Below are 25,355 nucleotides of genomic sequence, written 5' to 3'. Positions count from 1 at the left end.
AGTCATCAGACCAGTTTGTTTATTCCGCAATAGGCGTACAAATACAGTGCTTTTTGAGGAAAAAACATGCATTTCAAAAAAAATTTCAAAAAAAAGTAAAATTTTTCATTTTTATAGTTGAATTCAGTTTCCTGCATCCCTATTTACTAGTCATCGAACGTATTAACGAATTTTGAAGTTGGAGAAGATTCATGGGTAGAATTATTGGAATCGATTTAGGTACTACTAACTCTTGTGTAGCAGTACTAGACGGTGATAAAGCACGCGTTATCGAAAACGCGGAAGGCGATCGCACAACACCATCGATCATTGCATACACGCAAGACGGTGAAACATTAGTTGGTCAACCTGCAAAACGCCAAGCAGTAACTAACCCAACTAACACATTATTTGCAATCAAGCGTTTAATTGGTCGTCGTTTTGAAGACGAAGAAGTACAACGTGATATCGGTATCATGCCTTTTAAAATTGTAAAAGCTGATAACGGTGATGCATGGGTTGAAGCGCGTGGCGAGAAACGTGCTGCACCACAAATTTCAGCAGAAGTGCTGAAAAAAATGAAGAAAACAGCAGAAGACTTCCTAGGTGAAGCGGTTACTGAAGCAGTAATTACAGTACCTGCATACTTCAATGACTCACAACGTCAAGCGACTAAAGATGCTGGTCGTATTGCTGGTCTTGAAGTTAAACGTATCATCAATGAGCCAACTGCCGCTGCACTTGCATACGGCATGGACAAAAATAAAGGTGAAAACGTTGTTGCAGTATACGACTTAGGTGGTGGTACTTTCGATATCTCTATCATCGAAATCGACGAAGTTGAAGGCGAGCACACGTTTGAAGTGTTAGCAACTAACGGTGACACTCACTTAGGTGGTGAAGATTTCGATAACCGTGTTATCAACTACTTAGTTGAAGAGTTTAAGAAAGATCAAGGTATCGACCTTAAAAACGACCCGCTTGCAATGCAACGTGTTAAAGAAGCTGCTGAAAAAGCGAAAATTGAACTTTCTTCTGCACAACAAACAGAAGTTAACTTACCGTACGTGACTGCTGACGCAACAGGTCCTAAGCACATGAACGTGAAAGTTACTCGTGCAAAACTTGAGTCACTTGTTGAAGACTTAGTAACTAAGTCAATTGAGCCACTTAAGCGTGCACTAGCTGATGCTGATTTATCAGTAAGCGACGTAAATGACATCATCCTTGTTGGTGGTCAAACACGTATGCCTCTAGTTCAAAAAACAGTTGCAGAGTTCTTTGGTAAAGAGCCACGTAAAGATGTTAACCCTGATGAAGCAGTTGCAGTAGGTGCAGCGATTCAAGGTGGTGTATTAGCTGGTGACGTTAAAGACGTACTTCTACTTGACGTATCTCCGTTATCACTAGGTATCGAGACTATGGGTCAAGTAATGACTGCGCTAATCGAGAAAAATACGACGATTCCTACTAAGAAATCACAAGTTTTCTCAACAGCTGAAGACAACCAATCAGCGGTAACGATTCACGTATTACAAGGTGAGCGTAAGCGTGCAAGCGATAACAAATCACTAGGTCAATTTAACCTAGAAGGTATTCGCCCAGCACAACGTGGTACGCCACAAATCGAAGTAACATTCGACGTAGATGCGGACGGTATCTTACATGTATCTGCTAAAGATAAAGATACAGGTAAAGAGCAGAAGATCACAATCCAAGCTTCTTCAGGTCTAAGCGACGATGAAGTTGAAAAAATGGTTCGTGATGCTGAAGCGCACGCTGAAGAAGATAAGAAATTCGAAGAGCTAGTAGCAACTCGTAACCAAGCTGATGCAATGGTTCACGGTACACGTAAGCAAATCGAAGAAGCGGGTGATGCATTACCTGCAGAAGATAAAGAAGCAATCGAAGCTGCGCTTACTGAGTTAGAAGCGGCGATTAAAGGTGATAACAAAGAAGAGATTGAAGCGAAAACTCAAGCTCTTGCTGAGAAGTCACAAAAGCTAATGGAAATTGCACAAGCTAAAGCACAGCAACAACAAGGTGGTGCGGATGCAGGTGCACAACAATCTTCTGCAAAACAAGACGACGATGTTGTTGATGCAGAGTTCGAAGAAGTGAAAGACGACAAGTAATTGCTTGTTTCGCTTCTGCCTAACGCATTAATGGCTGCTTTGTTTAGCCAATTAAGTTAGGATGAAATGATTGAGGCGCGCCAGCGATTTCGCTTGACGCGCCTTTTGCATGTATATAAACGGTAAAGTCGTTCGACTTACCTTACGCAGTGTAACTGCAGTAAAAAGAGTAGTGTGATAGATATGTCAAAAAGCGATTATTATGAAGTTCTCGGCGTGAGCAAAGATGCCAGCGAACGAGACATAAAAAAAGCGTATAAGCGCTTAGCGATGAAATATCATCCAGACCGTACCGCAGGCGATAAAGAACTTGAGTCTAAATTCAAGGAAGTAAAAGAAGCCTACGAAGTACTAACTGATGACCAAAAACGTCAGATGTATGATCAATATGGTCACGCAGCCTTTGAACAAGGTGGTGGCGGTCATGGCGGTGGCTTCGGCGGCGGTCATGGTGATTTTGGTGATATTTTCGGTGATGTGTTTGGAGATATCTTTGGTGGTGGCGGTGGTCGTCGTCAATCGCGTCAACAACGTGGTTCGGACTTACGTTACAACATGGATTTAAGCCTTGAAGAGGCCGTTCGTGGTAAAGATGTCGAAATTAAAGTACCAACTTGGGTTAGCTGTAAGCCATGTGATGGTAGCGGTGCAAAAGCGGGTTCTAAACCAAAAACATGTACTACCTGTCATGGTGCTGGTCAAGTACAAATGCGCCAAGGTTTCTTCGCGGTTCAGCAAACTTGTCCTACGTGTCAGGGCACAGGTCAAATTATTTCTGATCCATGTGACAGCTGTCATGGTCAAGGTCGCGTAGAAAAAACTAAGACCTTATCAGTGAAGATCCCAGCGGGTGTTGATACAGGTGACCGTATTCGTCTATCAGGCGAAGGTGAAGCGGGCATGCATGGTGCACCAGCAGGTGATTTATACGTTCAGGTTTCTGTTCGTGAACACCCGATTTTCCAACGTGATGGTAATAACCTGTATTGTGAAGTTCCAATTAGCTTTACGACAGCAGCACTGGGTGGCGAAATTGAAGTGCCGACACTGGATGGTCGTGCAAAACTGAAGATCCCATCAGAAAGCCAAACGGGCAAGATGTTCCGTATGCGTGGTAAAGGTGTTAAGTCTGTACGTAGTGGCGCTCAAGGTGACTTGATCTGTAAAGTGGTTATTGAAACGCCAGTGAATCTAAATGACCGTCAACGTGAATTGCTTGAAGAGCTTGAGCAAAGCATGGGTAAAGATGGCTCTAAAAACCGTCCAAAAGAAAAAGGTTTCTTTGATGGTGTGAAGAAATTCTTCGATGACCTAACTAAGTAACTTCTAGTTAAGTAACTTGAGTTCGAGAATAAAAAGGCGCTGATAAGCGCCTTTTTTATGCCTTAATGGTCTAAGAATAGGTAGTTTTGCCAACTTTTCATTCTGATCAATACTTTACGCATCACTGATACGTGTTCGAAGTGTTCTGAATAAACAGCGACTTCTGTGCTTGTTCCTTGTGGCAGGTGATATTCACTCATGTCATCGGTGATTTTTAAGGTGACAATTGCGCGCCCTTGACGAGCAAAAAACTCAGTGCCCATCAGTGTGCCTTGTGCTTGCACTTGCCCTTCACCAATCGCGGGTAATACATCGATTACTTTGCCTGCAAAGGTTTTGCCCGGAATAGCTTTAAAAATAAAATCTGCTTTGTAGCCAGACTCGAGTCTTAATAGTGAATTTTGTCTAAATGCAGCGACGTAAACGGTATCTTCTTTGTGCACAAAGGTCATTACTGGGCGTAATGGCATAGGGACTGCAATCATCCCAGGGCGTAATGTTAGTTGTGTTACATAGCCATCGGTAGGTGCATAAACGCTTGTGCTGTCTAAGTTAAATTGAGCTTGCTCTAAATTAGCGCGAGCTGCGGCAATTTTAGTTTGTTCGCCGTTTATTTCAGACTCAAATGCTAGTTTTTGACGTAACTCTTCGGCCTGTGCTGCTTCGTAACTTGCCTTTGCTGCTAAGTATACACCTAATTTATTATCAACTTGGCCTTTTGAGTAAGCACCGCTTTTTGCGCCTTTTTCATAACGTTCGTATTCTTTCTTGCTACGATCATATTCAGCTTTAGCCATTAGGGCACTGGCTTGTGCTGATTTATAGCTCGCTTCTAAACCGAGCACTGACTGTTTTGCATCCTGCAAAGCGGCAATCGCTTGATTTAGTTTGGCTCGATATAAGGTATCGTCTATGCGAAACAATAAGTCACCTTTTTTAACTGGCTGATTTGGCTTTACTGCAACCTCTTCAACGGTACCACGTACATTTGGCACAATGGGTGTTGTGACATAGGCACTGCTGGCCATATTTGAATGTGGATGATTGTAGTTCATTAATAGGATTAAAGCGCCTATCAGTACCACACCACCGAGTACCGCGGTGGGTACTGTCCATTTATTAAGTGGGATTTTAAACACTTTAAAGATACCAATGCACAATGCGGTATAAGTGAGTATTAATAACAAATCCATAGTCTATTTCTCTTTATTATTCGATTGAGCATTTATTTGTGCTTGTAGTGCTGCAACCGTGGCTGTCAGGCTAGCTACTTTTTCTGCTAAGTCTTCTTGTTCCTTTTGAATTTGGTTAAACCCCCAGCCGCGGTCATCACGCCATAATGTCGCCCAAACCCATAAAAATGGCCACAGCACATGTAGGGTAAACAGGCTAACCCAGCCTGCATAATGGATGGCATCTTGGTGAGGGTGATTACGTTTTTTGGCAATTTCGTAGGGAATATCGTGAATGGCAATAACACCATAAAATATTACTACCGTTACAAACACTAGCATGACCAGTGCAAAGTAGTCTAAAAACATCTATCTTCCTTTGTTAAATTAATACCTAATTTATAATACGTTAAATTGACCCTATTCCTAATCGGCATTTTCAGATTTAATCTAATACAACATAATAGGCTGAATCATCAAGACATCTGCACAATGTTACATCATCAGAGAATACCGTTTTTTGAATCTTCCCTTTATTTAGACCAAGTGTTTGACATTTATTTTGGCAATCAATAAAGGAGTTCCACGCTAAGTATTCGTTGCAGATAAAATTAATCGTATACAACAGGGTGAGTATGATAAGTAACTGCTTAACCAGATATAGGCTATTAGCTCTAGACATGTTCATTACCTTGCGTAGTGTCTATCACTTAAGTGTAGTTCATTTTACTTAAATTAGTACGATTGTAGGTTTTGATTAATTGCTTTTAGACTACCGTTCACGTTATGTTTATTATCGTTCAGCATTCAGCATTCAGTATTTGGAAGAAGTAATGACACCGGCTATTAATTTATTACAAAAGAAAGGTATTAATTTTGATGTGCTTAGCTATCAACATGATCCTTCAAAGCAACAGTTTGGCCTTGAAGCGGTTGAGAAGCTAAAGCTCCCTGCTGAGCAAGTATTTAAAACTTTAGTACTTGAAGATACTGAGCATCAGCTTTTGGTTGCTATTGTGCCAGTGAGCCAGCAAGTTAACTTGAAAATGCTAGCAAAGGCGGCAAAGGTTAAAAAAGTGCAGATGGCTCCACAACAAAAAGTCGAAAACACGACAGGTTATATTTTAGGGGGGGTGAGCCCGCTAGGTCAGAAAAAGCGCCTTAATACCTATGTGCATCAATCTGCAGATAGCTTTGACGTGATGTATGTTTCAGCTGGTAAGCGAGGTCTTGAGATTGCATTGGCCCCTAAGGATTTATGTAGTTTATTAAATGCTAAGCAGGCAGACTTTTAACAATGTATTTTCGGTAGGTTATGCCAGCGGGTTGTGTAATGAGGCGATAAGTAAGCGCGTTTCATATGCCAACGGGTCGTAGGAGTTTCGCTGGCTATGGCAAGGGTACCCACGCCATAACGGGTGTTAATGCTATCAAGACACTGCATCAGTTTAAGGTTATCGATAGGTGCTTGAAATAAATCAGGTTGCTGAAACATGTGGCTCGATAACTCTAGGGCACCTACACCACATTTATAAAATCGTACCCCGGGTTTATAGAGATGATCAAATACCTCGCTGATAGCATTGGCAAACACACAACTATCGGCGGTGGCGACACTAAACTCATAAATATAGGACTTTTTATAATAGCCATCTTGATGAGGAGAGCTGGCCACAAACATTAATAAGCGTTGAGTGTGTGAACCTTGCGCACGTAGTTTTCTTGCTACAATGACACAATGATTGATTAGTGCCGTTTTCAGCGCGGTGGCGTCAGTGATACGCTCCCCAAAACTGCGGGTCGAAAATATTTCTTTTTTGTCTTGGCGTACTTCATCCCAGGCTAAGCAGCTTTTTCCGCGTAACTCGTTCACTGTGCGCTCTAATACAATACTAAACAGGCGTTTCATTTTTCGAGGATCTTGCTCGGCTAAATCAAAAGCCGTATTGATATTCATTGCTTTGAGTTTTTTAGCTAAGCGTCGACCAACGCCCCAAACATCTTGTACGTCCATGGCTTTTAAAATGGCTAACCGTGAAGGTTCTGAATCAATCACTGCAACGCCATCAAAGCCGGGGAGTTTTTTCGCTGCATGATTGGCGGCTTTGGCTAAGGTTGCTGTTGGGCCAAATCCAACCCCAACAGGCAGCTTTGTTTCGCGCCATACGGTACGGCGAATATCATGGCCATAACGATGCCAATCGTGAATAAGCTTATTGAAACCAGTAAAGTTTAAAAATGATTCATCAATAGAGTATATGTGCTGATTATCGCAAAAGCGGCCAATTACGTTCATCATCCGCTCGCTTAAATCTGCATACAGCTCATAGTTAGATGAGCGGATCACCACTTGGTTATCTTCGAGTATTTTCTTTACTTGAAAATAAGGCTGAAATTTTGGAATAGCCAGCTTTCGAGCAATAGGGCACACGGCACAAATACAGCCATCGTTGTTGGTGAGAACCACAACCGGTTTACTACGAATAGCCGGATCAAATACTTTTTCGGCGCTGGCATAAAAGGCCACAGCATCGACTAAGGCGTACATGCTAATAGCTCTTTACTACTGCGATGTAAGCGAATTGAGCGAGTAACCACGCCTTCTAACTGAAATTCATCCGATTGGCGTAGTTGCACTGCAGGGTATTTAGGCGAGGCTGATAATAGCTGGGCATTGTGTTTATCTAATAGTTTACAAACAAATAAACCATTTAGATTCGCGACAATGACATCGCCATTTTTAACATCTTCGGCGCGATCAACCAGTAATAAGTCACCATCAAAAATCCCCACACCTTGCATTGATTCGCCAGAGGCAATACCAATAAATGTTGCATCAGGGTGTTTAATCAATAGTTGATCTAATGATAAGCCTAGCTCTTTGTATTGTGCTGCCGGTGATTCAAAACCACATACGCCAGCTTCGATATAAATAGGAATAACACGCATAACAAAACCACTATACTGTACATTCATACAGTATAGTGGTTTGTGGTTATCTTGCCAATAAGATCACGGGGTGTTGTGATTGATATTTTCGATCATGGTTGTGGCAATAGCGATAAAATCACGTACTTGCTGATCTGTTAAACCGTGGCAAAGTTTGGCATCAACCTCTTGCTCTGCAACTTCTAAACGCGAGAACAGGGCGTTACCTTGAGCAGTAAAGGATAAAATTAAACAGCGTTTGTCATTTTCGTCGGCACATTTAGAAACCAGTTCAAGCTTTATAAGCTCTTTTACTAAGCGTGCTATTTGTGCTTTATCACGACCAGTTTTGGCAACAATATCATTGGCAGTACAGTGCTGTGTTTCGGCAATAATATGTAAGCAGCGTACATGCAGTGCGTTAAGACCAAGCTCGTTGGCGTTAATGGCTTCGCGAACAGTGACACGGTAACTTTGTGCCAGTGTAAATAAAGCTGAAGAAAGAGAGGTTTGTGGCATGGTTCACCTAAGTTAAGCAAGTTTGCATTAGTTGACAAAGTCAATTAAAAGCGTATAGTTGACTATATCAACTATTGGGGCGTTGTGCAATTTAACCAGCTAGGAGAGAAAGATGGCTAGAAAAGTTCGTCGTGCAAATGTATTAAGTACTACACGTATTTCCCCGCATCTACAAAGAATTGTTGTTGGCTCAGAGGAGTTTGCTGACTTCCCGCAAGATGCAAAAGGTGCGTACGTAAAGGTATTACTCCCGCATGCCGGTGAATCTAAGGTTGAACTTGATTTACACGCTGAGCATCCTGCATTAATGCGCTCTTACACTATTCGTGATATCAACCCTGCTAACGGTGCAATTACCCTCGATTTTGTGGTTAACCAACATCAAGGCGTGGCAACCAACTGGGCACAAAATGCGTGTGTAGGCGACGAGGTAGGTATAGCAGGCCCTGGCCCTAAAAAACTCACTGATTTTACACAAACACATTATTTAATGCTGGCAGATTTAACTTCAGTAAATGCAATCAATGGCTACTTACAAGCCCTGCCACAAGATGCCACTGTTGATGTCATTATTCATGTTGCTGATAAAGCCGACATCATTGAGCTTGAGCAAATTAAGGCACACAGCCAACATAGTGTTGAATGGTTAGTTACAGATGAGCCAGAAACAGATCTTCTCGACCAAGTAACACGCTTATGTGCTGGCTATAACACGCAACCTATGGTGTTTATGGCACTAGAAGCAAACTTGGTAAAAGCAATTCGCCGTTTAGTAACAAGCAGTTTTGAAATTGATCGTGAACACATTGTTGCATCAGCCTATTGGAAGCGTGGTATTGACGCCGATGGCCTAAAGGTGGAAAAACAGCAACAAAGCCGTGCCTAATTAGCATTTGAAAAATAGCCATTCGCTCTCATTAACTAATTATAAAGAGTTAAATTTTGGAGAGCGAATGTCAGACCTTAGCAATACACCTTTTTCATTGCTTGAATTGAGCCCAATGAAAGAGCACGAAACCGTTTCGCAAACACTAGCTAACAGTGTTACCTATGCACAAACAGCCGACAAACTGGGTTTTAATCGGTTTTGGATGGCAGAGCATCATAATATGCGCGGTATCGTGTGCGCCGCAACTTCAGTACTGATAGGTCATATCGCAGGTAAAACTCAGAATATCCGCGTAGGTGCAGGTGGGGTGATGTTACCTAACCATCCACCGCTGGTGGTTGCTGAGCAATTTGGCACCCTAGAGAGTTTATACCCCGGTCGCATTGATTTAGGTTTAGGCCGAGCACCAGGCAGTGACCCAATTACCAGCCGAGCTTTGCGCCGTGACGAACAACGCGCTGAGCGCTTCAATGATGAAGTAACGGAGCTGCAAGCTTTACTTGGTCCATATAAAGGTGACTCTCCAGTACGCGCAATCCCAGGTGAAGATACAAATGTACCAATCTGGTTACTGGGCTCAAGCCTTTATAGTGCGGGGCTTGCGGCAAAAAAAGGTTTGCCATATGCATTTGCGGGTCATTTTGCCCCACGCTTTGTTGAAGATGCCATTGCATTGTATCGCAGAGAATTTCAGCCATCCGAGGTATTAGATAAGCCATACGTCATGCTTGGTTTACCCGTTGTTGCCGCTGACACCGACGAACAAGCACAGTTTTTAGCAACCACAGCGAAACAACGTATCTTAGCACTTATGCGCGGCAAGCCACTTTGGCTTAAAGAGCCTGTATCAACAATGGAAGGCTTGTGGACAGCGCAAGAAAAAATGCAAGTAGAAAACTTTTTAGGACTTTCTGTTGTGGGCGGTCAAGCGAGCGTTAAGCATAAGCTGAGTATGATTAAACAAACGCTACAGGTTGATGAGTTTATTTTTACAAATGACCTGTATGAATTGAGTGACAGACAACATGCGCTGGAAATATTAGCAAGCATCATGCACTAATACGGTTTGGCAAATAGTGAATGCGTGTAATGAGTTTTTTATGCGCATTGCTTAAGCCCTGACACTCATTTATTAAACGGTTTTATAGATTAAATCAATTTATATAATCCGTTTTAAGGATTGAAATTAACTTAATACAATACATTTATTAACCATAACCCTAGGAAGGTGCACCGTGAAATCTCAAACAATTGCCGCAGTAGAACCACAAACAAAAACAGCATTAATCGCTGAGGGTGGTGGGCAACGAGGGATTTTTACCGCAGGTGTGCTCGATGCGTGGTTAGAAAATAATTACGATCCATTCGATTTATTCATTGGCACGTCGGCAGGCTCACAAAACTTAACAAGTTATTTAGCGCGTCAAAAAGGCTATGCAAAACGTCTGATCAGAGGCCTTTCGCGGCATAAACGTTTTTTTCAACTTGGCCGCGGGCTGTTTGGTAAAAGCATTGTCGATCTTGATTGGTATTTTGATAAAACCAAAGAAGTAAATCGCGCTTTAGATTTTAAAACAGCAACACAAAGCCTAGGTAATCGCGAACTGTTGATCACAACCACTAACGCGGCTGACCGTAAACCCTATTACTTGAGCCCAAATGGTGAAGATACGCAATGGTTGGCTCTGTTAAAAGCATCAAGCGCATTACCCTTTTTATATAAAGATGGCGTTAACTTAACTCCTTGGTTAACAACCAAGGCCGCAAACGATGCCATTATTCAAAGCTCTAATACTGATTTAGTCCATGATATGTATTTAGATGGTGGCCTAGCTGCACCTTTACCCGTGAAAGAAGCCTATAATCGTGGTGCCCGCGATATTGTGGTTATTCGTACTGTTGATGAAAACTTCCAAGTACAATCTGAATGGGTAAATAAATTGAAGTCACTGGTTTGCGTATCGGGTTATTGCCCTAAAACAATTGATTACTTGGTTCAACACGAACAAGCTTATCAAGATGAACTCGATTTCATTGCAAACCCGCCAAGTGATGCCCGTATCACACAAATTTTTGCAGGTGATAAATTACGCAGTAAACTGCTGGGTAGTACAGATTCAGATCTTCGCTATGATCACAAATTAGGCTTAGCGGCAGGTCGTGCCTTTTTAGAGCAACAACTGCTAAATTAGTTGGGAGCAGGCTCAGGTAATTAATCCCATTGCCTACTTGAGATATTTGTAAATAGAGTTAAAGTGGTTAGCTATTCACTTTTTGTGATTTTTTATCTACAAGAACAATAAAGGCTTGCCATGTTTAACAGTGCTGTATCGACAATCAATGGTCTTCTTTGGGGAGAAGGCCAAATTCTTATCTATATTCTTCTGTTTGCTGGTATCTGGTTTTCGGTAAGGCTAAAAGCGATTCAATTGGTTAAGTTTCGCCATATGTTTAGCCTGTTAAAGTCGAGTAGCAGCACCGATAAAAACTCAATTAGTTCGTTTCAAGCTTTATGTACTGGTCTTTCAGCTCGCGTGGGCACAGGTAACCTTGCGGGGGTTGCCGTTGCTATTTCGTTAGGGGGCAGTGGCGCAATATTTTGGATGTGGGTGATTGCCATTTTGGGCATGGCCACTGGTTTTGCCGAAAGCGTACTTGGGCAAGTCTATAAAGTTAGGGATGCCAATGGCGAGTTTAGAGGCGGTCCTGCTTATTATATTCAGCAAGGGTTAGGCAGTCGAGCGCTTGCAGTGTGTTTTGCTTTTTGCTTATTCCTTGGTTATGGCTTTACGTTTAGTGCCATGCAAACGAATACCATTACCGATGCCCTCAATTACGCATTTGAAATTCCAACACTGTATTCAGGTATTGTGATCACGATACTGGCAGGCTCTATTATTTTAGGTGGCTTTAAAGCTATTGCCCGCTTTGCTGAACGCATTGTGCCAGTTATGGGAATTTTATTTGTACTCGCCGCCATTATTATTACTTTATTGAATATCGGTAAAGTGCCTGCGATGATTGAAGATATTTTACTTTCTGCCTTTGGCTTACAAGAAGCAGGCGCAGGGGCTATGGGCGCCGCAATTAAAAACGGTATTCAGCGAGGGCTTTATTCAAATGAAGCCGGAGCGGGGAGTGTGCCACATGCATCTGGCTGTGCATCGCCAGTACCAAACCACCCAGTCACTCAAGGTTACATTCAAATGCTTGGGGTGTTTTTTGACACTATTGTGCTGTGTAGTTGTACGGCGGTGATTATTTTATTGGCTGATATTGATATTAGCGGCGAAATGGAAGGAATACGCTTAACTCAATCTGCGATGACAGCGCATATGGCCGCTGGTGGCATTTACTTTGTAGCGGCTGCAATTTGCTTATTTGCGTTTACTTCTGTGGTTGCAAACTATGCCTACGCAGAAAGTAACCTACATTTATTTAAACTAGATAATAAACTCGGCCGAGGTATTTATACCTGTTTATATTTATCCATGATGATTTGGGGCGCATCTGCCACCATTAAACAAGTGTGGGATCTTGCAGACATTGCTTTAGGTTTAATGACAGTGGTGAACGTTATCGCTATCATACGCTTAACGCCAACCATCTTATCTGTGACAAAAGACTACCATAGTCAACGTGAAGTAGGGCTAGAGCCAAGTTTTGATTCTGAAAAAGTACAGGTTCAAGGTCAAACAGAGCAAGGGATTTGGCGCAAATAAGCTAAAACAATAACGAGAAAAGTAACCATGATAGATATTTATGCAGGGCCTAGTGCTGCAAAAGTAATTCAAGAGCAAGGCCTGTCTGCCGATTTGTTTAATACCTTTTTAGGAGCAAGCGGCGGGCCCAAGTGGTTTACATTATTTGGTTTGGATAAATATCTATTTGGTGAATTTTTTAAAGACCGTACCACACCTTTAAACTTATTAGGGTCAAGTGCTGGCGCATTTAGATCTGCTTGTTTTGCACAAAATGACCCTGTTGCTGCAATATCTCGATTAGCAAAGTCTTACTCTGAAACACGCTATTCATCGAATAAAGCAAAACCAGAAGAAATAACAACAAAAGCACGAGAGTTATTAACCACTGTATTTGCTGAAAATGGTATTCACGAAATCATTAACAACCCGATTTTTAAAGCCCACTTTATAGTTGCAAAATCGAATGGCTTTACAGCATCAGAAAACAAAGTGATGCAGTTAATGGGGTTATCTAAAAGCTACTTAGTCAATCGAATGAGTAGACGTTTGTTAAGTAAGCAATATGAACGTTATGTATTTCAGCCTGCGGATAGTCAGTTATCTTTTTCCGATAATAATACTTTCAATACCCATACTATAGAGTTAAACGAACATAATTTAGCGGATGCTTTGCTTGCTTCAGGCTCTATTCCATTAGTGATGCAGGGTATTAAAAATATAACAGGAACACCGCCTGGTATGTATCGTGATGGCGGTATTATCGATTATCACTTTGACTTAAGTATTCATAATGACGGGCTCATATTATATCCGCATTTTAATAATAGCCCAAAGGCAGGTTGGTTTGATAAGAGCCTAAAGCGTGGAATTACCCCGAGTAACTATGATAACGTAGTGATGATCACTCCATCAGCTGACTTTGTTGCTTCATTACCTTATGGCAAAATCCCTGATCGTAAAGACTTTACTGAACTTGATGCTGATACACGAATTATATATTGGCAGCAGGTATTCAAAGAAACAGAACGGCTAGCAGAAGCATTCGATGCGGTGTGTACTAATAAGCACACACCGAAAATAAACCTTATCAAATAATCGTGGTTTTGCTTTAACTACTTAAACTGGCTAATCAAGGATGTTTGTTCTGTCACTTTACTGAGTAATGCTTCACAAAGTTGCTGCGAAGTTTGGCCAAGCTCTTTACAGTCATGAGCAAAATCTTGAGCTGCTGTTATATTTCTTGCGATCGATTGACTTGCCGTTAGCTGTTCTTTTATCGCTTGGGCTACAACACTATTAAGCTCACTTAGCTTGATTGATTGCGCTTTAATATGGTCTAAACTATCGCCACTTTGATGGGCAAGCTTAACACTATTGGCCGACAAATCTAGTCCGTCATTCATGGCAATTTGTGCTTGTTTCGAAGCGTGGGTGAGTTGATTTAATACATTGCTAATTTCTTCTGTTGATTGCTGAGTTCTAGACGCTAGAGCTCGTACTTCTCCTGCAACAACCGCAAACCCTCTGCCATGCTCACCTGCGCGGGCTGCTTCAATTGCCGCATTTAAAGCAAGTAAATTAGTTTGATCTGCGATGGCATTAATCTCAGAAAGAATTGCCACAATATCTTGATTTCCTTGGATTAAGTTTTCTACATAATTGCTTGCGGCATTGAGTTTTTCGTCAAGTTCACTAATTGAATTTATAGTTTGTCTAACAGCAAGTGAACCGTCTTCTGTTGCTTGATTCGTTAACTCAGCAGTTTGGCTTGATTTCATCGTGCTAGACGAAAGTTCATCAATAGAAGCGGTCATTTGTTCTGTTGCTACAACAATTTGCGAAACTTCGTCAGTTTGTTTATTTAAAAGCTCCGTAACATTATGGCCAGACTCGGCACAATGTTGGGCATTGTAATTAACACCCACACTAACATCATTCACACGGCCAACAACGGCTTTTAGTTTTGCTTTTTGCATCTCAAGTGCAAGATATGCAAAGCCAGATTGATCATTGGTACCAGAATACAGGTAAGCCATTAAGGGGTTATCGTATACTTGTTTTGCTTTACTAATAAGTGCTAAATATTTTTGGCGCCAAAAATACATAAGCCCATTAGCTGATGCTAAAAATAGTACAAGTACACAATTAAAAATATTAAATCCAGCACTGAATAGGGCAGCCAGCGAGCCTAAAAAGCTAATTAGCAACAGGGCACTTATGTAAAGAGTGGCATCATACTTTACTGCTGTAGCATGAGACTTTTGGTTGTTGTTTATTTTTGCATATTCAGCAGTTGCTCTTTGTACAACTTCATCACTCTGTTTGGTTCTGACTGATTGGAATTCAATGATATTACCAGTTTTATCTTTAATAGGTGTTACAAAGGCATTCACCCAGTAGTAATCACCATTTTTACATCGATTTTTAACAGGTCCCATCCAAGATTGACCATTTTTAAGATGGTGCCATAAATCAGCAAAAGCAAGCTTTGGCATATCAGAATGACGAACGAGATTGTGAGGTTTATGCACCATTTCGTCGAGGGAATATCCGGCTATTTTACAAAATTCATCATTGGCATAAGTAATATTGCTATTTAAATCTGTAGTTGATAATAGGATAGATGATTCAGGAAATTTAACTTCATTGCTATTTATTAGTTGGCTATTCACAGTGCTGGTCACTTTTTTAGAATAATTATAATAGTAAAGTATTGTTTATTGTCGATGTTATTATTGTGAAATAAACAAGGAAAGTCTTATTTAAATAAGTTTTGTTCTATATCAAGTTACACCTAAGTAATTGATATGGAATTAAGAAAATTCATATTTTTCGTAAATGCGGAGGAAAACTTTAATTCTAAATAGAATTTAGAATTAAAGTTAAACTATAGAAATTAAAACCTAGGATCACCTTCACATAACTCACCATCATAATCACTATCTAAATCAGTATTTGGACAATGCCTATTGAAAAAATAGGCTTCTTCAATGGATGTCATTTGCTTACAGTATTGTCTGCCATCACATTCGAAATAACTTTCATTAGTAGAGAAGCGTTTTTGTTGTCTCTTATTAAAGCGTGCTTTTAAAGGTGCTATAACACGGCTATTGACTACCTCAGTAATAGATGTACCACCATTATTTGTAACGTAATATTCCCATCCCAAATACAAAAAAATTGTCAGCAAAATAAACTTTCTCATAGGACCTGCTAATAATTATAGTTATAAAGTATGAAGAAAATGCATAAAATGTTAAAAGAGCAACTCTTCTAGTATTAAAGTATGGATATGCTACTAAGATGAAAATGAAAAGTTAAGTTTAATTAATGGTTTATCCATGAAATCTGAATTTTCCTAGGAGGTGTAAGAAGAGATAACTTAAAAAACCCCGAACTACTTCTGATGTGGAACATCAAATGAAAAGATATAAAGTTATCAAAATTAGGTCGTTTATTTTGAATGGGCATTGTGCAAGCAAAGCCAGAGCAGATATACGAGATAGGTTTTAAATGCTAAAAATATAAAAAGCTTTAACATCTAAACTGTTAGAGTAATACATTAAAAATAATTACGCATAACAAACTAATCTCTTGAGAACTATAAAAAACAACTAGCTATTTGTTCAAAGAACTTATTAATTGAAAGAGCGATAAATGAGAACTCATAAAAGATAGTAAAATAGATATAAACAAGTAAATTAACTACTAGAAACAAATTATACTTAATTACCCATAAATTACGGTACGTAACATAAAAGAAAAGGGCGAAAAGCCCTTTTTTATTAGCAAGTTGTCATTGCTGTCATAGTTGACAGTTTGGCATTACCATCCATTTAAACGAGTGTCGTTTTCACATGGATTGCCATCATGATCCCCATCCATTTTTGTATTAGGACAGTTGTTGATAAAGAAAATTGCTTCATCCATTGAACTCATTTGTGAACAGTACTGACGACCATCACACTTGAACTTATCATCATCAAAAGAGTACCTAAATGACTCTTGAGATGGTTGATAGTCTAATTCAATATCTTCATCGCAAAGCAACTTAGGCGCAAATGCTTGGTATGTTTGCCAAGCTCCAATGACAACAAGAAATATAAAAAAAACCTTTTTCATATTAACTCCTTTTAATTTGATTTTTTGTCTAACCAATCACCTCTTAAGTGAATTTCCGTTGTTCCTGTACTTGGCCGCTTAGCAGCTCTAGCACAAGCACCATCCATCATTGATTTATTACGATCCGACTGTATTTGCTGGTACTCACTTCTCCAAAAATCACAAATCTCGTTATTTGTTCTTTGAGCATTATTAATAGCTTGTTGCTTTGCAGCATGTTCAGCTTGTCGTTTTCTGAGTTGGCGTTGAGATTCTTCTAACTGTAATTTTGCACGAACAGCTGCTGCATTAGCATCACGTTCCGCTTGATTAGCTATCGCTTGTGCTTCTTTAGCTAATAGATGTGCTCGATATAGATAGTAACTTTCTATCGTAGCAAAGATAGAAATACCTGTGAGAGTCAAACAGAAATAAAGTTTGATGTAATTGATATGCATAACTAGTCCGTTAGTGTAAGTTGCTGATATATTATATGAGAATTAAGAAAAAAGGGAATGAAAATGGAGCCAATAATTGCAGAGCAAGAAGATAAAACTAAATATAAAAACGGAGATGTAAGTATTAGTGGTGAAGTTATAGAAATGATTTATTGTGCTTCAACAGATTGCATAATTTTCAAAACCCAAAGGGGAACTACAGGTTGGGAATATGTTAATAAAAATGGAAAAATAGCGGACAGAGCTGCTGTTAAATTTAATGAATTGCACGAACTCTTTGACACTCAGGCTAACCCAGGCGTATTAGTTAGTCTTTGCAATATATTTTTTAGTGCATTGAATGCAAAAACAATAGAAGAATGTGATCGGCTATTTGTAGATATAGAGCAAAGAATAAAAGATATAAAAACACCAGATAAAATAAAAAGCCATTTTATTTTATGTGCATTAATCTTCACGACAATATCATCATTTCTAATGTTAACAGCTTACAACTTCTCAGATAGCAGTTTTAAATATGTGTTCTTATGTATAGCTGGAGGATCAGTGGGAGCACTTTTCTCAATACTTCAAAGAAATAATGAAGTTGTTTTTAATAATCAAATAAAAATTCAATACATATATTTTCAAGCTACATTTACAGTTCTTTTAGGAAGTATTTCTGGAGGTATAATTTATCTTCTATCTATGTCGGATTTAGCTTTAACATTTGCAAATAAAAATATTTATAGCTTAGTTCTTCTTTCCATTGTCAGCGGATTTAGTGAAAGGATGATTCCAGAGCTTTTTGGAAAAATTGAAAAATCAAATTAGAAGGGCAGAGCCCTTCTATTAACTACCAGTATTTCTCGCTATTGTTCCAACGATATCAAGTAGCTGCTCTTGTAAGTCAAATAAGTATTTACCTTGAACTTGAGTTTCAGATTTAAGCTTTTTATACATAGATTCATGCTCTTTAGCTGACCATTTATAACGGTGAACAAACTGTACGTCAGAAGGTTTTACTTTACCCCAAGGCGTAGTCATCACGTTGTTATGATATGAAATGCTGCATTCTGCCCAAGGCCCAGTGTCTGGTAAGTAGCCGCGATACATTATCCAAATCAGTTTTTCGACAGGTTTACTAGCTTTGTTAGCTTTTACATATCTCCTTACTTGGCGTTCACTTACTCCGAGTTCTTTAGCTCCTTTTGCGTAGTCATATCCGAATAGCGTAACGAACTGCAATTTAAAGTTGCCCATTGTGATTTACTCCTTTATTAAAAATCACAATGCACACTCGGTATCGGTGTAAGTGGTTTCGCTCCCCCCCTATTAGTATATGGGGGGAGGGTGTTTCCCTCGGCTGCTGTGCCGTCCTTAACTCAGCTTGGTTTATCAGAAGGCAATCAACTTTTATTGAAAACAGACTAGGGCAGTGAGTGCAATTGGCTATTTCACTGAATTGATACCCGACCCTAATAAACTGTATTGAAAATGGAAACGGTTTCGCGATGAAATGTGAATTTTCTGGAATGTATGACATGGCTACGCCATCCTCCAAGAACTGGAGATACAAAGGTGAGTGGTACGTAATAATTTTGTTCATTATTACGTACCGATACGAATATTACGTAAAAAATTACGTACCACTAAATGGCCTTTTTCATACGGCCTGTTCTGACATTTCTTGCCATGAAAGGTATATGGTCTGGGTTATCAATCAGAAATTCTATCATCTGTTTAATTTCAACTTCCGATTCGTCAGGTATCCAAAGGGTTACCTTCTTTAACCCTTTAGCTTTTTGTTTCTGCTCGTATTTTTGGTTTCTAGTCATAGTGTCACCAGTGACGTAGGGTGATTGGTTAAACGCTACCCAAGGCTTTCAACAAGTTGAAAGGCTTGGGTTTTAGCGTTTAATTAGATGTATATAAGTCATGGTATGATTCATCAGGTATCTGATTATCAAAATATTGATTAGTCGGTTTGTATCTAAATACGACCGCTAATTTAGTACCGCGATAACCTTCGATACCTAACATTGTTTTCTTTAAGCGATACCCTAGAGTTAGCAACTCCTCTCGATTGAATGTATCGAGAACTTGCTTTGCATCATTTTCTACGACAACACGCAAGTCAGCAATTCGGCCTTTATAAATTTCTTCATAAGTTATCATCGCATTGTTGTTTTGAATCATATCCCTTAAACGTTGATATGGGTCTACGCTTATTTTAGGTTTTGGAGGTTGTGTTTGTTGCTGATTAGATTCTCCAGTTGTGGGTGTTGAAGGTTGATTTTCAGCTTTTGCTACTGGCCTGTTGTTCGGTTCTTTGGATTCTTGTTTAACAATTTGTGTTTCACCACTAAAAAATGAGCTTAAGAAATAAATAGCAAACGCAATGACACCTATAAAAATTGGTAGGTAAAGCATGAACTGTTTTGACTTAAATATGTTCACACGGTCATCAGAATAAACATCCGTGTTATCGGTCGTTAATTGATGACTTAGGTAAGAGCCAAAATATTTACTATCATACTTCTCAGTGCCTGACTTAATTTTCTTAAATACAACATCTCCTTTTTGACCATTGATAGAGCCTTGGTACATTTCCCATTTGTACTTATTATCTAAGCCAACCATTGATAGTTTCAAAAAGGTAATCTTTCGCTCAATTCTTCGTTTCCATGTGGTATGGCAATCAGCTAAAGCTTGACCCATGCAAACAATATCCATTCCTCGATGGCGATGCTCAGCAATAAATTGAGTCATCTCATCAGATAGCTTTTGCCTGCCACTGGGGAAAAAGTTCTGAAGTTCATCGATAACAAGTAGACAGTCGTTTTCTACTATTTCATAAACGGTATGAACTTGTTCTTCAGTTATTTCAGTGTAAAGCTCTTTGAGTTCATCAACAGTTCGGCCTGTTAGTTCACTCACTTTTTCATAGTTAAAGCCGTTAAGTCGGGCGTAGACTTTACGGCCTTTTTCTAATGAAGGAATGATATGTTTAACTAACGCTTCATAGCTTTTACCTGAACCTGGCAAACCTTCGTGGAAAATAATCATAGTGTTACCACTGGAATAAAGTTAAGACTTTGCGAGTAAGTCTAAACGTGTAGCCAATACCTATTATTCCAAGCGCTTCAGAAAAACCTGTTGCACCAAGTAAATAACCTACCTCTGGAGGTATTGCGCCTGAAAACTGGGAAATGCCCGACTGAATAAATTGAGGTGGGTCTATCATGGCAAAAATATAGCGAAAACCTTCAAGCGCTTTTTCGAACACTTGAAGCGCTACCCACATCAAAGCGTCAAGAATGAACACTAATATTTCATAGCACCATTCTATAAACGCTTGCCATTGCTCATAGAGCCAATCTAATAAATCGTTAATCATTCTATTGCTATCCTCCATGCAAAAAAGCCAGCGACAAGCATTAAAATAGCTCTAATCATTGGCAAGATACTTTGAACGGCTGGGCTGCAAAACTGGTCAATATTCACTGTAAATGATGCGTCCAGAACAGTAACTGTTTCTGACCAAGTAGGGCATGAACCGCCAAATGAAGTGGTAAAGAAATTTTCTATTGCAGTAACAATAGGGAGCTGGCGCATTGCTTGATTATGTTCTTCAAGAACAGTACCGAAGTTCTCTGCTTCCCAATCAAACTCAGCTATTTCATTATAGCCATCGGGCTTGGTTTCATAGTCGATAACTGGCTTTTCACCATCATACGTCCCTATGTTTTCAAGTGATTCTGATTGCGCCTTTAGTTCATCTGTTTGCTTTTTCATTTCAGATAATTGCTTATCTAAAGCGCCAATAATTCCATCTTCATCCACACCATTGACCGTTGATTCAGAACCATCTGGACATGTGACTTTTGTATCGCCATTGGATAGTGACTCAGTGGAACAGTTACCATTTGATAATTCAGATTGCGATTCTCCACATGAGATAGTTGCACCTGACATTGTAGAAACTATAGAGCAACCTTCACCGTCTTCGCCGTCCTCTCCATCAATGCCATCTGTTCCATTAATGCCATCTTTACCATCCTTACCATCAATACCATTAGTTCCAGCAATGCCTTGTAAACCCCTAGCTCCTTGTTCGCCTTTCTCACCTTTCTCGCCTTTTTCTCCCTTTTCGCCTTGTTCACCTTTTTCACCTTGCTGGCCATCAGCGCCTGCAGCACCTCTAGCACCTTGAATACCTTGATCGCCTTTTTCTCCTTTTTCACCCTTATCACCTTTTTCGCCTTGTTCTCCCTTTTCACCTTTAAGTTCTCCAGAGGCCATAAGGTTGTCTATGTCTTGTTGGCTTATGAAAGATGCTTCTATATTTGAAAGACGCTCATGATTTACAGCTAATTGATCTGCATTTTTTTGTATACCTGTTGTATCGATAGAAATAGAAGTAGTTGGACAATTAACGGAATAAACACCGCCGCTTCCATGGACGTAGCAAAACTTGTCTTCGTCATCTTCATCATCTGGCGGTGCTAGACATTGAGTTGGTTCTTGGCCTTCATACTTAGATGGAAGAACATAACCTCCATTATCATCAGTAGTAATATTGCACTGAGTACCATTGTCGTTGTCAAAACACACATTGGTTGAACCAGAAGATGTACCACCAACATATGAATCACCAGTTGTAGGTTCTGGACATTCATTCTCGACAAGTTCTTTAGCACACATAATAGCATTAGGATTTTCAGAGGTTGGGCTTGGAACCCGTATTGTATGTAGAGGGTGTAAAGTAGGCGGACAAGAATAGTTTTCATCTTCTACAGCGTTTCTAAAATAAAGAGAAAAAGTTTTTGTTGTAGGTAAAGAGTTACCATTTGAATAATGACGCGTACCGGGGATGGTAATTTTTAAATCAGCAGTACAATTTGCTCTACCCCAAGTATAGTATTGGTCGTTGGTTTCAATGTAATTATTCGCAAAGTTTTCACATGCCTGAACCTTTGCGTCTGGAAGTTCTCGAGCGCAACCTTTCACACCACCTGCACCAGTTTTGCTCGCAAAAGTACACCAACCTTCCTCATGTTTAGGTGCAACTAAATCTGATAAATCAGCTTGAGCCATAGCACATGATGCAAATACAGTTAGCATCATCATGCAGAACCATAGCTTGAATAGATTGAAAATAAATTTAAGTGGGTGTCTAGCTGCGAACTTTAGACCGCGGAAACACCATGATAAAAGTTTACTCGCTTTCGAAACCACGAATGACCGCAACGGCGCAAGCAATGCCAAGTGCTGCATAGTAGATACCCCAAATCATGTTAATTACTCCATTAAAAAAGCCACGCACCTGCAAAGAAACGTGGCTTGATGTGCGATTTTTGAAACAGGTTAAACGGAGATTAACGGAACCAGCCGATAACCTTGTTGTAACCCCATTTAGCTACACCGGGTAAAATCTTGATTGCTGCCAATGCAGTGATAGCTGCTACGATTGTTGTTGCGTCTACTGCCGCAGTTACGTTAGTAAAATCCATAATGATTTCCTTTTAGCTTGAAAAGATTAATTTTAAGTATTGTCGTTTTCTGGTCGAAACCAGTTGATTACTGTTCCATAGCCCCAAGCGGTCATGTAACAGAGAATGACTAGTGAAAAACCAGCAACAAATAGGGCAGTTGCCTCTTCACTAGAAATTTCGCTAGGGTCAAACAACGAAGAACCTAGCAAAAATTGTTGGTACTCGGTCGGCTCAAGCATGACAAAGCCAGTGCAGTCTTGGATTGATTGCGCGGTTGGTTTTAGTTCGCCATACTCCAGCTGGACACAAGTAGCCATGATTATTTAGCCTTATGTTCAGCAAGGCTGTGTAATCGGAAGCCTTTCCAATCCATTTGGCGAGCAACGTTCGCACCTTCGTAATACTCGATATTCAGTAATACAGGCTTTAAGCCCCAGCCATTCGGGTCTGATTGCATTTGTTCTAATTGCTTGTAAGTGCCATCTGTGTATTGGTCAGCAGATACTTTTACAGACAGAATTTGTGCAGGGTTCTTTGTGTGAAGCTTAAACTCTGCGGTTGTTGGAAGTGGGGCACCTTTATCGTCAGTGCGGTTAATTGGTGCTAAATCAGTGATTGCGCCTTCAATATTCATAATAAATTTCCTTAATCAGTGGTCTTAAAATTAAAAGTTACAGTTAATGACACAAGTCCAAGTTCGCGATTTCATCGCTCATAATGTTGCCTGCCAGTGCTTCGTAATCCATGAATAAACACATGTTTTGATAGTCCTCTAAAACACATGCTTCTAAGAATTGCATTTCTTCTTTGGTTGGCTCGAATAAGCGACCATCGTCATGCCAGCCTTGAATCTGCTCTGATACGCCTATCATGATTTTGCGCTGAGCCTTGATGTCTGTTTCAGTCAAAATCTGTGATGTTCCACGACGAGTGATAACAACTACGGCATCCCAAGCAACGCCTAAAATACGGTTGGCTGGTTGGTCGCCGTATTTGGTGGCAAAGTAGGGCGATTGGGTTTCGCTTCGGCTAATCTCACCTGTGATTTGGTCAACAATGTCAGGTATCTGGTAATGCAGTCTTAGCGTTTGATCTTTACGTTTAACTTGTACGCCGCCCATTGCTAAACAAAACGCTTTCCAGTCAGATGAATCAGCGGCTTGACGAACCTTTTCTAAGGCATATTTTGATACGGTATCTAGTGTGGTTTTCATTGCGTTTGCAACCTCGCATTTGCCTTGTTCGCCTTGGCCTAGTCGTCTAAGTTCGCGCCATAAACTGACAGATGGACCACCGATTTGTTGAAAGCGTCTAATGTTAAAAGTGCTTGCCCATGTTGATGCACGTTCAGCAGCATCAGCGGGTAGTACGTTAATTTCACCAGCTTGAGAACATGTGACTTTGTCTATGCAATCACCAGTAACAGCTTTTGTAATGTATTTAGCAATGTAACCAGCCGCAGAGCCTTTATTTTTATTAATAGCAATAGCTTTAAAGCGAGTTGTTTTTGATTTGAATTCGTCCGGTGTATCTTGGGTGCAAAGCTTTCTAAGTATGTTACGTACTTGAGTTGCATCACCTTTTTCCATGAATAAAAGCATGTGCCAATGTGGACAACCGTCATGATGTGGTTCAACAACTCTAAAACCGTAAGGTCTTAAATCTTGTTTAGCGAATAGGGCGCGGGCACGTTTCCAAATATCGTTAAAGTATTCTTGTGCTTCTTGAGGGGTTGAGCCGTTATACTTTTTGTTCGGTATACCAGTATGGTGTACTGAATGAAAACGACTTGGCGCTGATAAAGTATAAAACTCACCACGATGACCATTCATATCTGCTAGTTCTTCGAAACCACGAATACGAACCATGAGTTCGGCAGCTTGTTGTTTGCCCGATGTATGAGAACGTTCAATGATAGATTGCAGTGTTTCAAATTCTTCAAATGGATTTGATTCATTAGGAACAACAAATAAATCAGACATAATTTGCTCTGATTTTCGTTTTCTATCACGGCGGTTTTGGATAGTTGGTTGTGAGACATACGCACTTGCTTTTTTATGAACGAGTCTTAAATCACGCGCTAATTGTTCGATGGTAACAGCTTGGATTTTGCGTAATTTTCTACGCCACCAAATTGGGTCTGCAAAACGGTTAAGTGCGCCAACTAATGATGTTGCTGATAGGGTTGAACAGTAAGGTGAAACGAGAACCGGTGCATCGATATTAAATGAAGTTGCCAACTCTTCTAATTGTGAAAATACACGTAAGTTATGGCCGTTTTTAGCGATTTTAAGCTCACAATAGCGCGCTTTTTGTTCTGCGATATCGCAAATTTCATCATCTGAAACAGATAAATTGATGTGTCCAAATTTTACATTACCAAGTTTTAACACTTCATCTGCACGCTTTAAACGGGCGTTTGCATCAGCTAAATTGCCGAATTTTTCAGCTAAAAAATAGCCCGTACTCAACATGTGAGCAAGGTTAGAATGACGTTCAAAGATACGATTTCGCCACGTTTGGTAGTCGAAAAAACGTTCTTTCATTGGTTTCGATAAGTTCTCGAAAACGTCTTTTGCTGTGTTTGCAGGGTGCAAATTAGCGGTTAAATTCATTGCTGCATTTAACGGGAAAACTTGAGCGTATTGGTTAGATGATAGTGCGGTCATT

General features: G+C 40.0%; 26 protein-coding genes and 1 pseudogene. 9 read left to right on the top strand and 18 right to left on the bottom strand.

The window, feature by feature from the left end:
* The first annotated feature begins 191 nt into the window (after nucleotides 1-191).
* Nucleotides 192-2,114 carry a molecular chaperone DnaK gene (gene dnaK / locus CWC02_RS07025; protein ID WP_138599790.1) on the top strand — a complete coding sequence of 641 codons (1,923 nt, stop codon included), beginning with the start codon at nucleotides 192-194 and terminating at the stop codon, nucleotides 2,112-2,114.
* Between the two features lie 183 nt (nucleotides 2,115-2,297).
* A complete protein-coding gene (gene dnaJ, locus CWC02_RS07020; RefSeq protein ID WP_138599789.1) occupies nucleotides 2,298-3,437 on the top strand; it encodes a molecular chaperone DnaJ in 1,140 nt (379 codons plus the stop codon).
* Nucleotides 3,438-3,499: 62 nt separating this feature from the next.
* Here dnaJ and CWC02_RS07015 read toward each other — a convergent pair whose 3' ends face one another.
* Nucleotides 3,500-4,630, bottom strand: a complete 1,131-nt coding sequence (locus CWC02_RS07015) for an HlyD family secretion protein (protein WP_138617274.1) — start codon at nucleotides 4,628-4,630, stop codon at nucleotides 3,500-3,502.
* 3 nt (nucleotides 4,631-4,633) lie between these two features.
* Nucleotides 4,634-4,978 (bottom strand): DUF3302 domain-containing protein, encoded by a 345-nt coding sequence (locus CWC02_RS07010; protein ID WP_054552213.1) that lies wholly within the window; start codon nucleotides 4,976-4,978, stop codon nucleotides 4,634-4,636.
* 464 nt (nucleotides 4,979-5,442) lie between these two features.
* Between CWC02_RS07010 and ybaK the strand changes: the two genes are divergently transcribed.
* Nucleotides 5,443-5,904, top strand: a complete 462-nt coding sequence (gene ybaK, locus CWC02_RS07005) for a Cys-tRNA(Pro) deacylase (RefSeq protein WP_138617473.1) — start codon at nucleotides 5,443-5,445, stop codon at nucleotides 5,902-5,904.
* On the opposite strand, the gene CWC02_RS07000 is transcribed toward ybaK, so the two are convergent.
* From CWC02_RS07000 to CWC02_RS06990, 3 genes are all read right to left on the bottom strand, one after another.
* Entirely contained in the window at nucleotides 5,901-7,157 is a 1,257-nt protein-coding gene (locus CWC02_RS07000; protein WP_138617272.1) for a Y-family DNA polymerase, read from the bottom strand. The genes ybaK and CWC02_RS07000 overlap by 4 nt on opposite strands.
* Nucleotides 7,145-7,558 carry a LexA family protein gene (locus CWC02_RS06995; protein WP_054552219.1) on the bottom strand — a complete coding sequence of 138 codons (414 nt, stop codon included), beginning with the start codon at nucleotides 7,556-7,558 and terminating at the stop codon, nucleotides 7,145-7,147. Before CWC02_RS06995 ends, CWC02_RS07000 begins: the two co-directional genes overlap by 13 nt.
* Nucleotides 7,559-7,621: 63 nt before the next feature.
* Nucleotides 7,622-8,056 carry a MarR family winged helix-turn-helix transcriptional regulator gene (locus CWC02_RS06990; protein WP_138617270.1) on the bottom strand — a complete coding sequence of 145 codons (435 nt, stop codon included), beginning with the start codon at nucleotides 8,054-8,056 and terminating at the stop codon, nucleotides 7,622-7,624.
* 112 nt (nucleotides 8,057-8,168) lie between these two features.
* Between CWC02_RS06990 and CWC02_RS06985 the strand changes: the two genes are divergently transcribed.
* From CWC02_RS06985 to CWC02_RS06965, 5 genes are all read left to right on the top strand, one after another.
* Nucleotides 8,169-8,942, top strand: a complete 774-nt coding sequence (locus tag CWC02_RS06985) for a siderophore-interacting protein (RefSeq protein ID WP_138617268.1) — start codon at nucleotides 8,169-8,171, stop codon at nucleotides 8,940-8,942.
* 67 nt (nucleotides 8,943-9,009) lie between these two features.
* Nucleotides 9,010-10,005 carry an LLM class flavin-dependent oxidoreductase gene (locus CWC02_RS06980; protein ID WP_054552222.1) on the top strand — a complete coding sequence of 332 codons (996 nt, stop codon included), beginning with the start codon at nucleotides 9,010-9,012 and terminating at the stop codon, nucleotides 10,003-10,005.
* 175 nt (nucleotides 10,006-10,180) lie between these two features.
* Nucleotides 10,181-11,137, top strand: coding sequence for a patatin-like phospholipase family protein (locus CWC02_RS06975; RefSeq protein WP_138617266.1), 957 nt, complete (start codon nucleotides 10,181-10,183; stop codon nucleotides 11,135-11,137).
* Nucleotides 11,138-11,257: 120 nt separating this feature from the next.
* Nucleotides 11,258-12,667: an alanine/glycine:cation symporter family protein gene (locus CWC02_RS06970; protein WP_138617264.1), complete on the top strand. Its 1,410-nt coding sequence runs from the start codon at nucleotides 11,258-11,260 to the stop codon at nucleotides 12,665-12,667.
* A gap of 27 nt (nucleotides 12,668-12,694) precedes the next feature.
* Complete coding sequence (locus tag CWC02_RS06965) at nucleotides 12,695-13,744, top strand: patatin-like phospholipase family protein (protein WP_138617262.1); 1,050 nt, start codon at nucleotides 12,695-12,697, stop codon at nucleotides 13,742-13,744.
* 17 nt (nucleotides 13,745-13,761) lie between these two features.
* On the opposite strand, the gene CWC02_RS06960 is transcribed toward CWC02_RS06965, so the two are convergent.
* From CWC02_RS06960 to CWC02_RS06945, 4 genes and pseudogenes are all read right to left on the bottom strand, one after another.
* A complete protein-coding gene (locus CWC02_RS06960) occupies nucleotides 13,762-15,321 on the bottom strand; it encodes a methyl-accepting chemotaxis protein (RefSeq protein WP_138617261.1) in 1,560 nt (519 codons plus the stop codon).
* Nucleotides 15,322-15,545: 224 nt separating this feature from the next.
* Complete coding sequence (locus CWC02_RS21095) at nucleotides 15,546-15,854, bottom strand: excalibur calcium-binding domain-containing protein (RefSeq protein WP_054552227.1); 309 nt, start codon at nucleotides 15,852-15,854, stop codon at nucleotides 15,546-15,548.
* 620 nt (nucleotides 15,855-16,474) lie between these two features.
* Nucleotides 16,475-16,621: pseudogene (locus CWC02_RS20935) on the bottom strand (excalibur calcium-binding domain-containing protein); the annotation flags it as partial.
* 161 nt (nucleotides 16,622-16,782) lie between these two features.
* A complete protein-coding gene (locus CWC02_RS06945; protein ID WP_138617257.1) occupies nucleotides 16,783-17,208 on the bottom strand; it encodes a hypothetical protein in 426 nt (141 codons plus the stop codon).
* A gap of 63 nt (nucleotides 17,209-17,271) precedes the next feature.
* On the opposite strand from CWC02_RS06945, the gene CWC02_RS06940 reads away from it, so the two are divergent.
* Nucleotides 17,272-18,021 carry a hypothetical protein gene (locus CWC02_RS06940; RefSeq protein ID WP_138617255.1) on the top strand — a complete coding sequence of 250 codons (750 nt, stop codon included), beginning with the start codon at nucleotides 17,272-17,274 and terminating at the stop codon, nucleotides 18,019-18,021.
* Nucleotides 18,022-18,039: 18 nt separating this feature from the next.
* Here CWC02_RS06940 and CWC02_RS06935 read toward each other — a convergent pair whose 3' ends face one another.
* From CWC02_RS06935 to CWC02_RS06900, 9 genes are all read right to left on the bottom strand, one after another.
* Nucleotides 18,040-18,450 carry a hypothetical protein gene (locus CWC02_RS06935; RefSeq protein WP_138617253.1) on the bottom strand — a complete coding sequence of 137 codons (411 nt, stop codon included), beginning with the start codon at nucleotides 18,448-18,450 and terminating at the stop codon, nucleotides 18,040-18,042.
* A 389-nt stretch (nucleotides 18,451-18,839) separates the two neighbouring features.
* Nucleotides 18,840-19,025, bottom strand: a complete 186-nt coding sequence (locus CWC02_RS06930) for a hypothetical protein (protein WP_105180822.1) — start codon at nucleotides 19,023-19,025, stop codon at nucleotides 18,840-18,842.
* A gap of 79 nt (nucleotides 19,026-19,104) precedes the next feature.
* Nucleotides 19,105-20,256, bottom strand: a complete 1,152-nt coding sequence (locus CWC02_RS06925; RefSeq protein ID WP_138617251.1) for a zonular occludens toxin domain-containing protein — start codon at nucleotides 20,254-20,256, stop codon at nucleotides 19,105-19,107.
* 4 nt (nucleotides 20,257-20,260) lie between these two features.
* Nucleotides 20,261-20,587, bottom strand: coding sequence for a hypothetical protein (locus tag CWC02_RS06920; protein WP_138617249.1), 327 nt, complete (start codon nucleotides 20,585-20,587; stop codon nucleotides 20,261-20,263).
* Nucleotides 20,584-22,320 carry a collagen-like triple helix repeat-containing protein gene (locus CWC02_RS21065; protein ID WP_283235071.1) on the bottom strand — a complete coding sequence of 579 codons (1,737 nt, stop codon included), beginning with the start codon at nucleotides 22,318-22,320 and terminating at the stop codon, nucleotides 20,584-20,586. The genes CWC02_RS06920 and CWC02_RS21065 overlap by 4 nt, the downstream gene beginning before the upstream one ends.
* A 248-nt stretch (nucleotides 22,321-22,568) precedes the next feature.
* On the bottom strand, nucleotides 22,569-22,703 hold the full coding sequence (locus CWC02_RS21060) for a hypothetical protein (RefSeq protein WP_283235070.1): 135 nt from the start codon (nucleotides 22,701-22,703) through the stop codon (nucleotides 22,569-22,571).
* Nucleotides 22,704-22,735: 32 nt separating this feature from the next.
* Nucleotides 22,736-23,002, bottom strand: a complete 267-nt coding sequence (locus tag CWC02_RS06910) for a hypothetical protein (protein ID WP_138617247.1) — start codon at nucleotides 23,000-23,002, stop codon at nucleotides 22,736-22,738.
* Between the two features lie 2 nt (nucleotides 23,003-23,004).
* Entirely contained in the window at nucleotides 23,005-23,319 is a 315-nt protein-coding gene (locus CWC02_RS06905; protein ID WP_187489718.1) for a hypothetical protein, read from the bottom strand.
* 43 nt (nucleotides 23,320-23,362) lie between these two features.
* A complete protein-coding gene (locus CWC02_RS06900) occupies nucleotides 23,363-25,354 on the bottom strand; it encodes a replication endonuclease (RefSeq protein WP_138617243.1) in 1,992 nt (663 codons plus the stop codon).
* Nucleotide 25,355 lies beyond the last annotated feature (1 nt).

This window comes from Pseudoalteromonas sp. S2721 (genome assembly GCF_005887425.1).
GTDB classification, from domain to species: Bacteria; Pseudomonadota; Gammaproteobacteria; order Enterobacterales; family Alteromonadaceae; genus Pseudoalteromonas; species Pseudoalteromonas simplex.
The sequence above is the reverse complement of the archived record's forward strand: the minus strand, read 5'-3'. Positions and strand labels throughout refer to the sequence as shown.

Coding starts and splice junctions, on each gene's coding strand:
- CWC02_RS06905 (WP_187489718.1), bottom strand. CDS start 23,319: ATGAATATTGAAGGCGCAATCACTGATTTAGCACCAATTAACCGCACT.
- CWC02_RS06970 (WP_138617264.1), top strand. CDS start 11,258: ATGTTTAACAGTGCTGTATCGACAATCAATGGTCTTCTTTGGGGAGAA.
- CWC02_RS06965 (WP_138617262.1), top strand. CDS start 12,695: ATGATAGATATTTATGCAGGGCCTAGTGCTGCAAAAGTAATTCAAGAG.
- CWC02_RS06985 (WP_138617268.1), top strand. CDS start 8,169: ATGGCTAGAAAAGTTCGTCGTGCAAATGTATTAAGTACTACACGTATT.
- CWC02_RS07015 (WP_138617274.1), bottom strand. CDS start 4,630: ATGGATTTGTTATTAATACTCACTTATACCGCATTGTGCATTGGTATC.
- CWC02_RS06925 (WP_138617251.1), bottom strand. CDS start 20,256: ATGATTATTTTCCACGAAGGTTTGCCAGGTTCAGGTAAAAGCTATGAA.
- CWC02_RS06935 (WP_138617253.1), bottom strand. CDS start 18,450: ATGGGCAACTTTAAATTGCAGTTCGTTACGCTATTCGGATATGACTAC.
- CWC02_RS06920 (WP_138617249.1), bottom strand. CDS start 20,587: ATGATTAACGATTTATTAGATTGGCTCTATGAGCAATGGCAAGCGTTT.
- CWC02_RS06945 (WP_138617257.1), bottom strand. CDS start 17,208: ATGCATATCAATTACATCAAACTTTATTTCTGTTTGACTCTCACAGGT.
- CWC02_RS07010 (WP_054552213.1), bottom strand. CDS start 4,978: ATGTTTTTAGACTACTTTGCACTGGTCATGCTAGTGTTTGTAACGGTA.
- dnaJ (WP_138599789.1), top strand. CDS start 2,298: ATGTCAAAAAGCGATTATTATGAAGTTCTCGGCGTGAGCAAAGATGCC.
- dnaK (WP_138599790.1), top strand. CDS start 192: ATGGGTAGAATTATTGGAATCGATTTAGGTACTACTAACTCTTGTGTA.
- CWC02_RS06900 (WP_138617243.1), bottom strand. CDS start 25,354: ATGACCGCACTATCATCTAACCAATACGCTCAAGTTTTCCCGTTAAAT.
- CWC02_RS06910 (WP_138617247.1), bottom strand. CDS start 23,002: ATGGCTACTTGTGTCCAGCTGGAGTATGGCGAACTAAAACCAACCGCG.
- CWC02_RS06990 (WP_138617270.1), bottom strand. CDS start 8,056: ATGCCACAAACCTCTCTTTCTTCAGCTTTATTTACACTGGCACAAAGT.
- CWC02_RS07000 (WP_138617272.1), bottom strand. CDS start 7,157: ATGTACGCCTTAGTCGATGCTGTGGCCTTTTATGCCAGCGCCGAAAAA.
- ybaK (WP_138617473.1), top strand. CDS start 5,443: ATGACACCGGCTATTAATTTATTACAAAAGAAAGGTATTAATTTTGAT.
- CWC02_RS21065 (WP_283235071.1), bottom strand. CDS start 22,320: ATGATGATGCTAACTGTATTTGCATCATGTGCTATGGCTCAAGCTGAT.
- CWC02_RS06995 (WP_054552219.1), bottom strand. CDS start 7,558: ATGCGTGTTATTCCTATTTATATCGAAGCTGGCGTATGTGGTTTTGAA.
- CWC02_RS21060 (WP_283235070.1), bottom strand. CDS start 22,703: ATGGATTTTACTAACGTAACTGCGGCAGTAGACGCAACAACAATCGTA.
- CWC02_RS06930 (WP_105180822.1), bottom strand. CDS start 19,025: ATGACTAGAAACCAAAAATACGAGCAGAAACAAAAAGCTAAAGGGTTA.
- CWC02_RS06980 (WP_054552222.1), top strand. CDS start 9,010: ATGTCAGACCTTAGCAATACACCTTTTTCATTGCTTGAATTGAGCCCA.
- CWC02_RS06940 (WP_138617255.1), top strand. CDS start 17,272: ATGGAGCCAATAATTGCAGAGCAAGAAGATAAAACTAAATATAAAAAC.
- CWC02_RS21095 (WP_054552227.1), bottom strand. CDS start 15,854: ATGAGAAAGTTTATTTTGCTGACAATTTTTTTGTATTTGGGATGGGAA.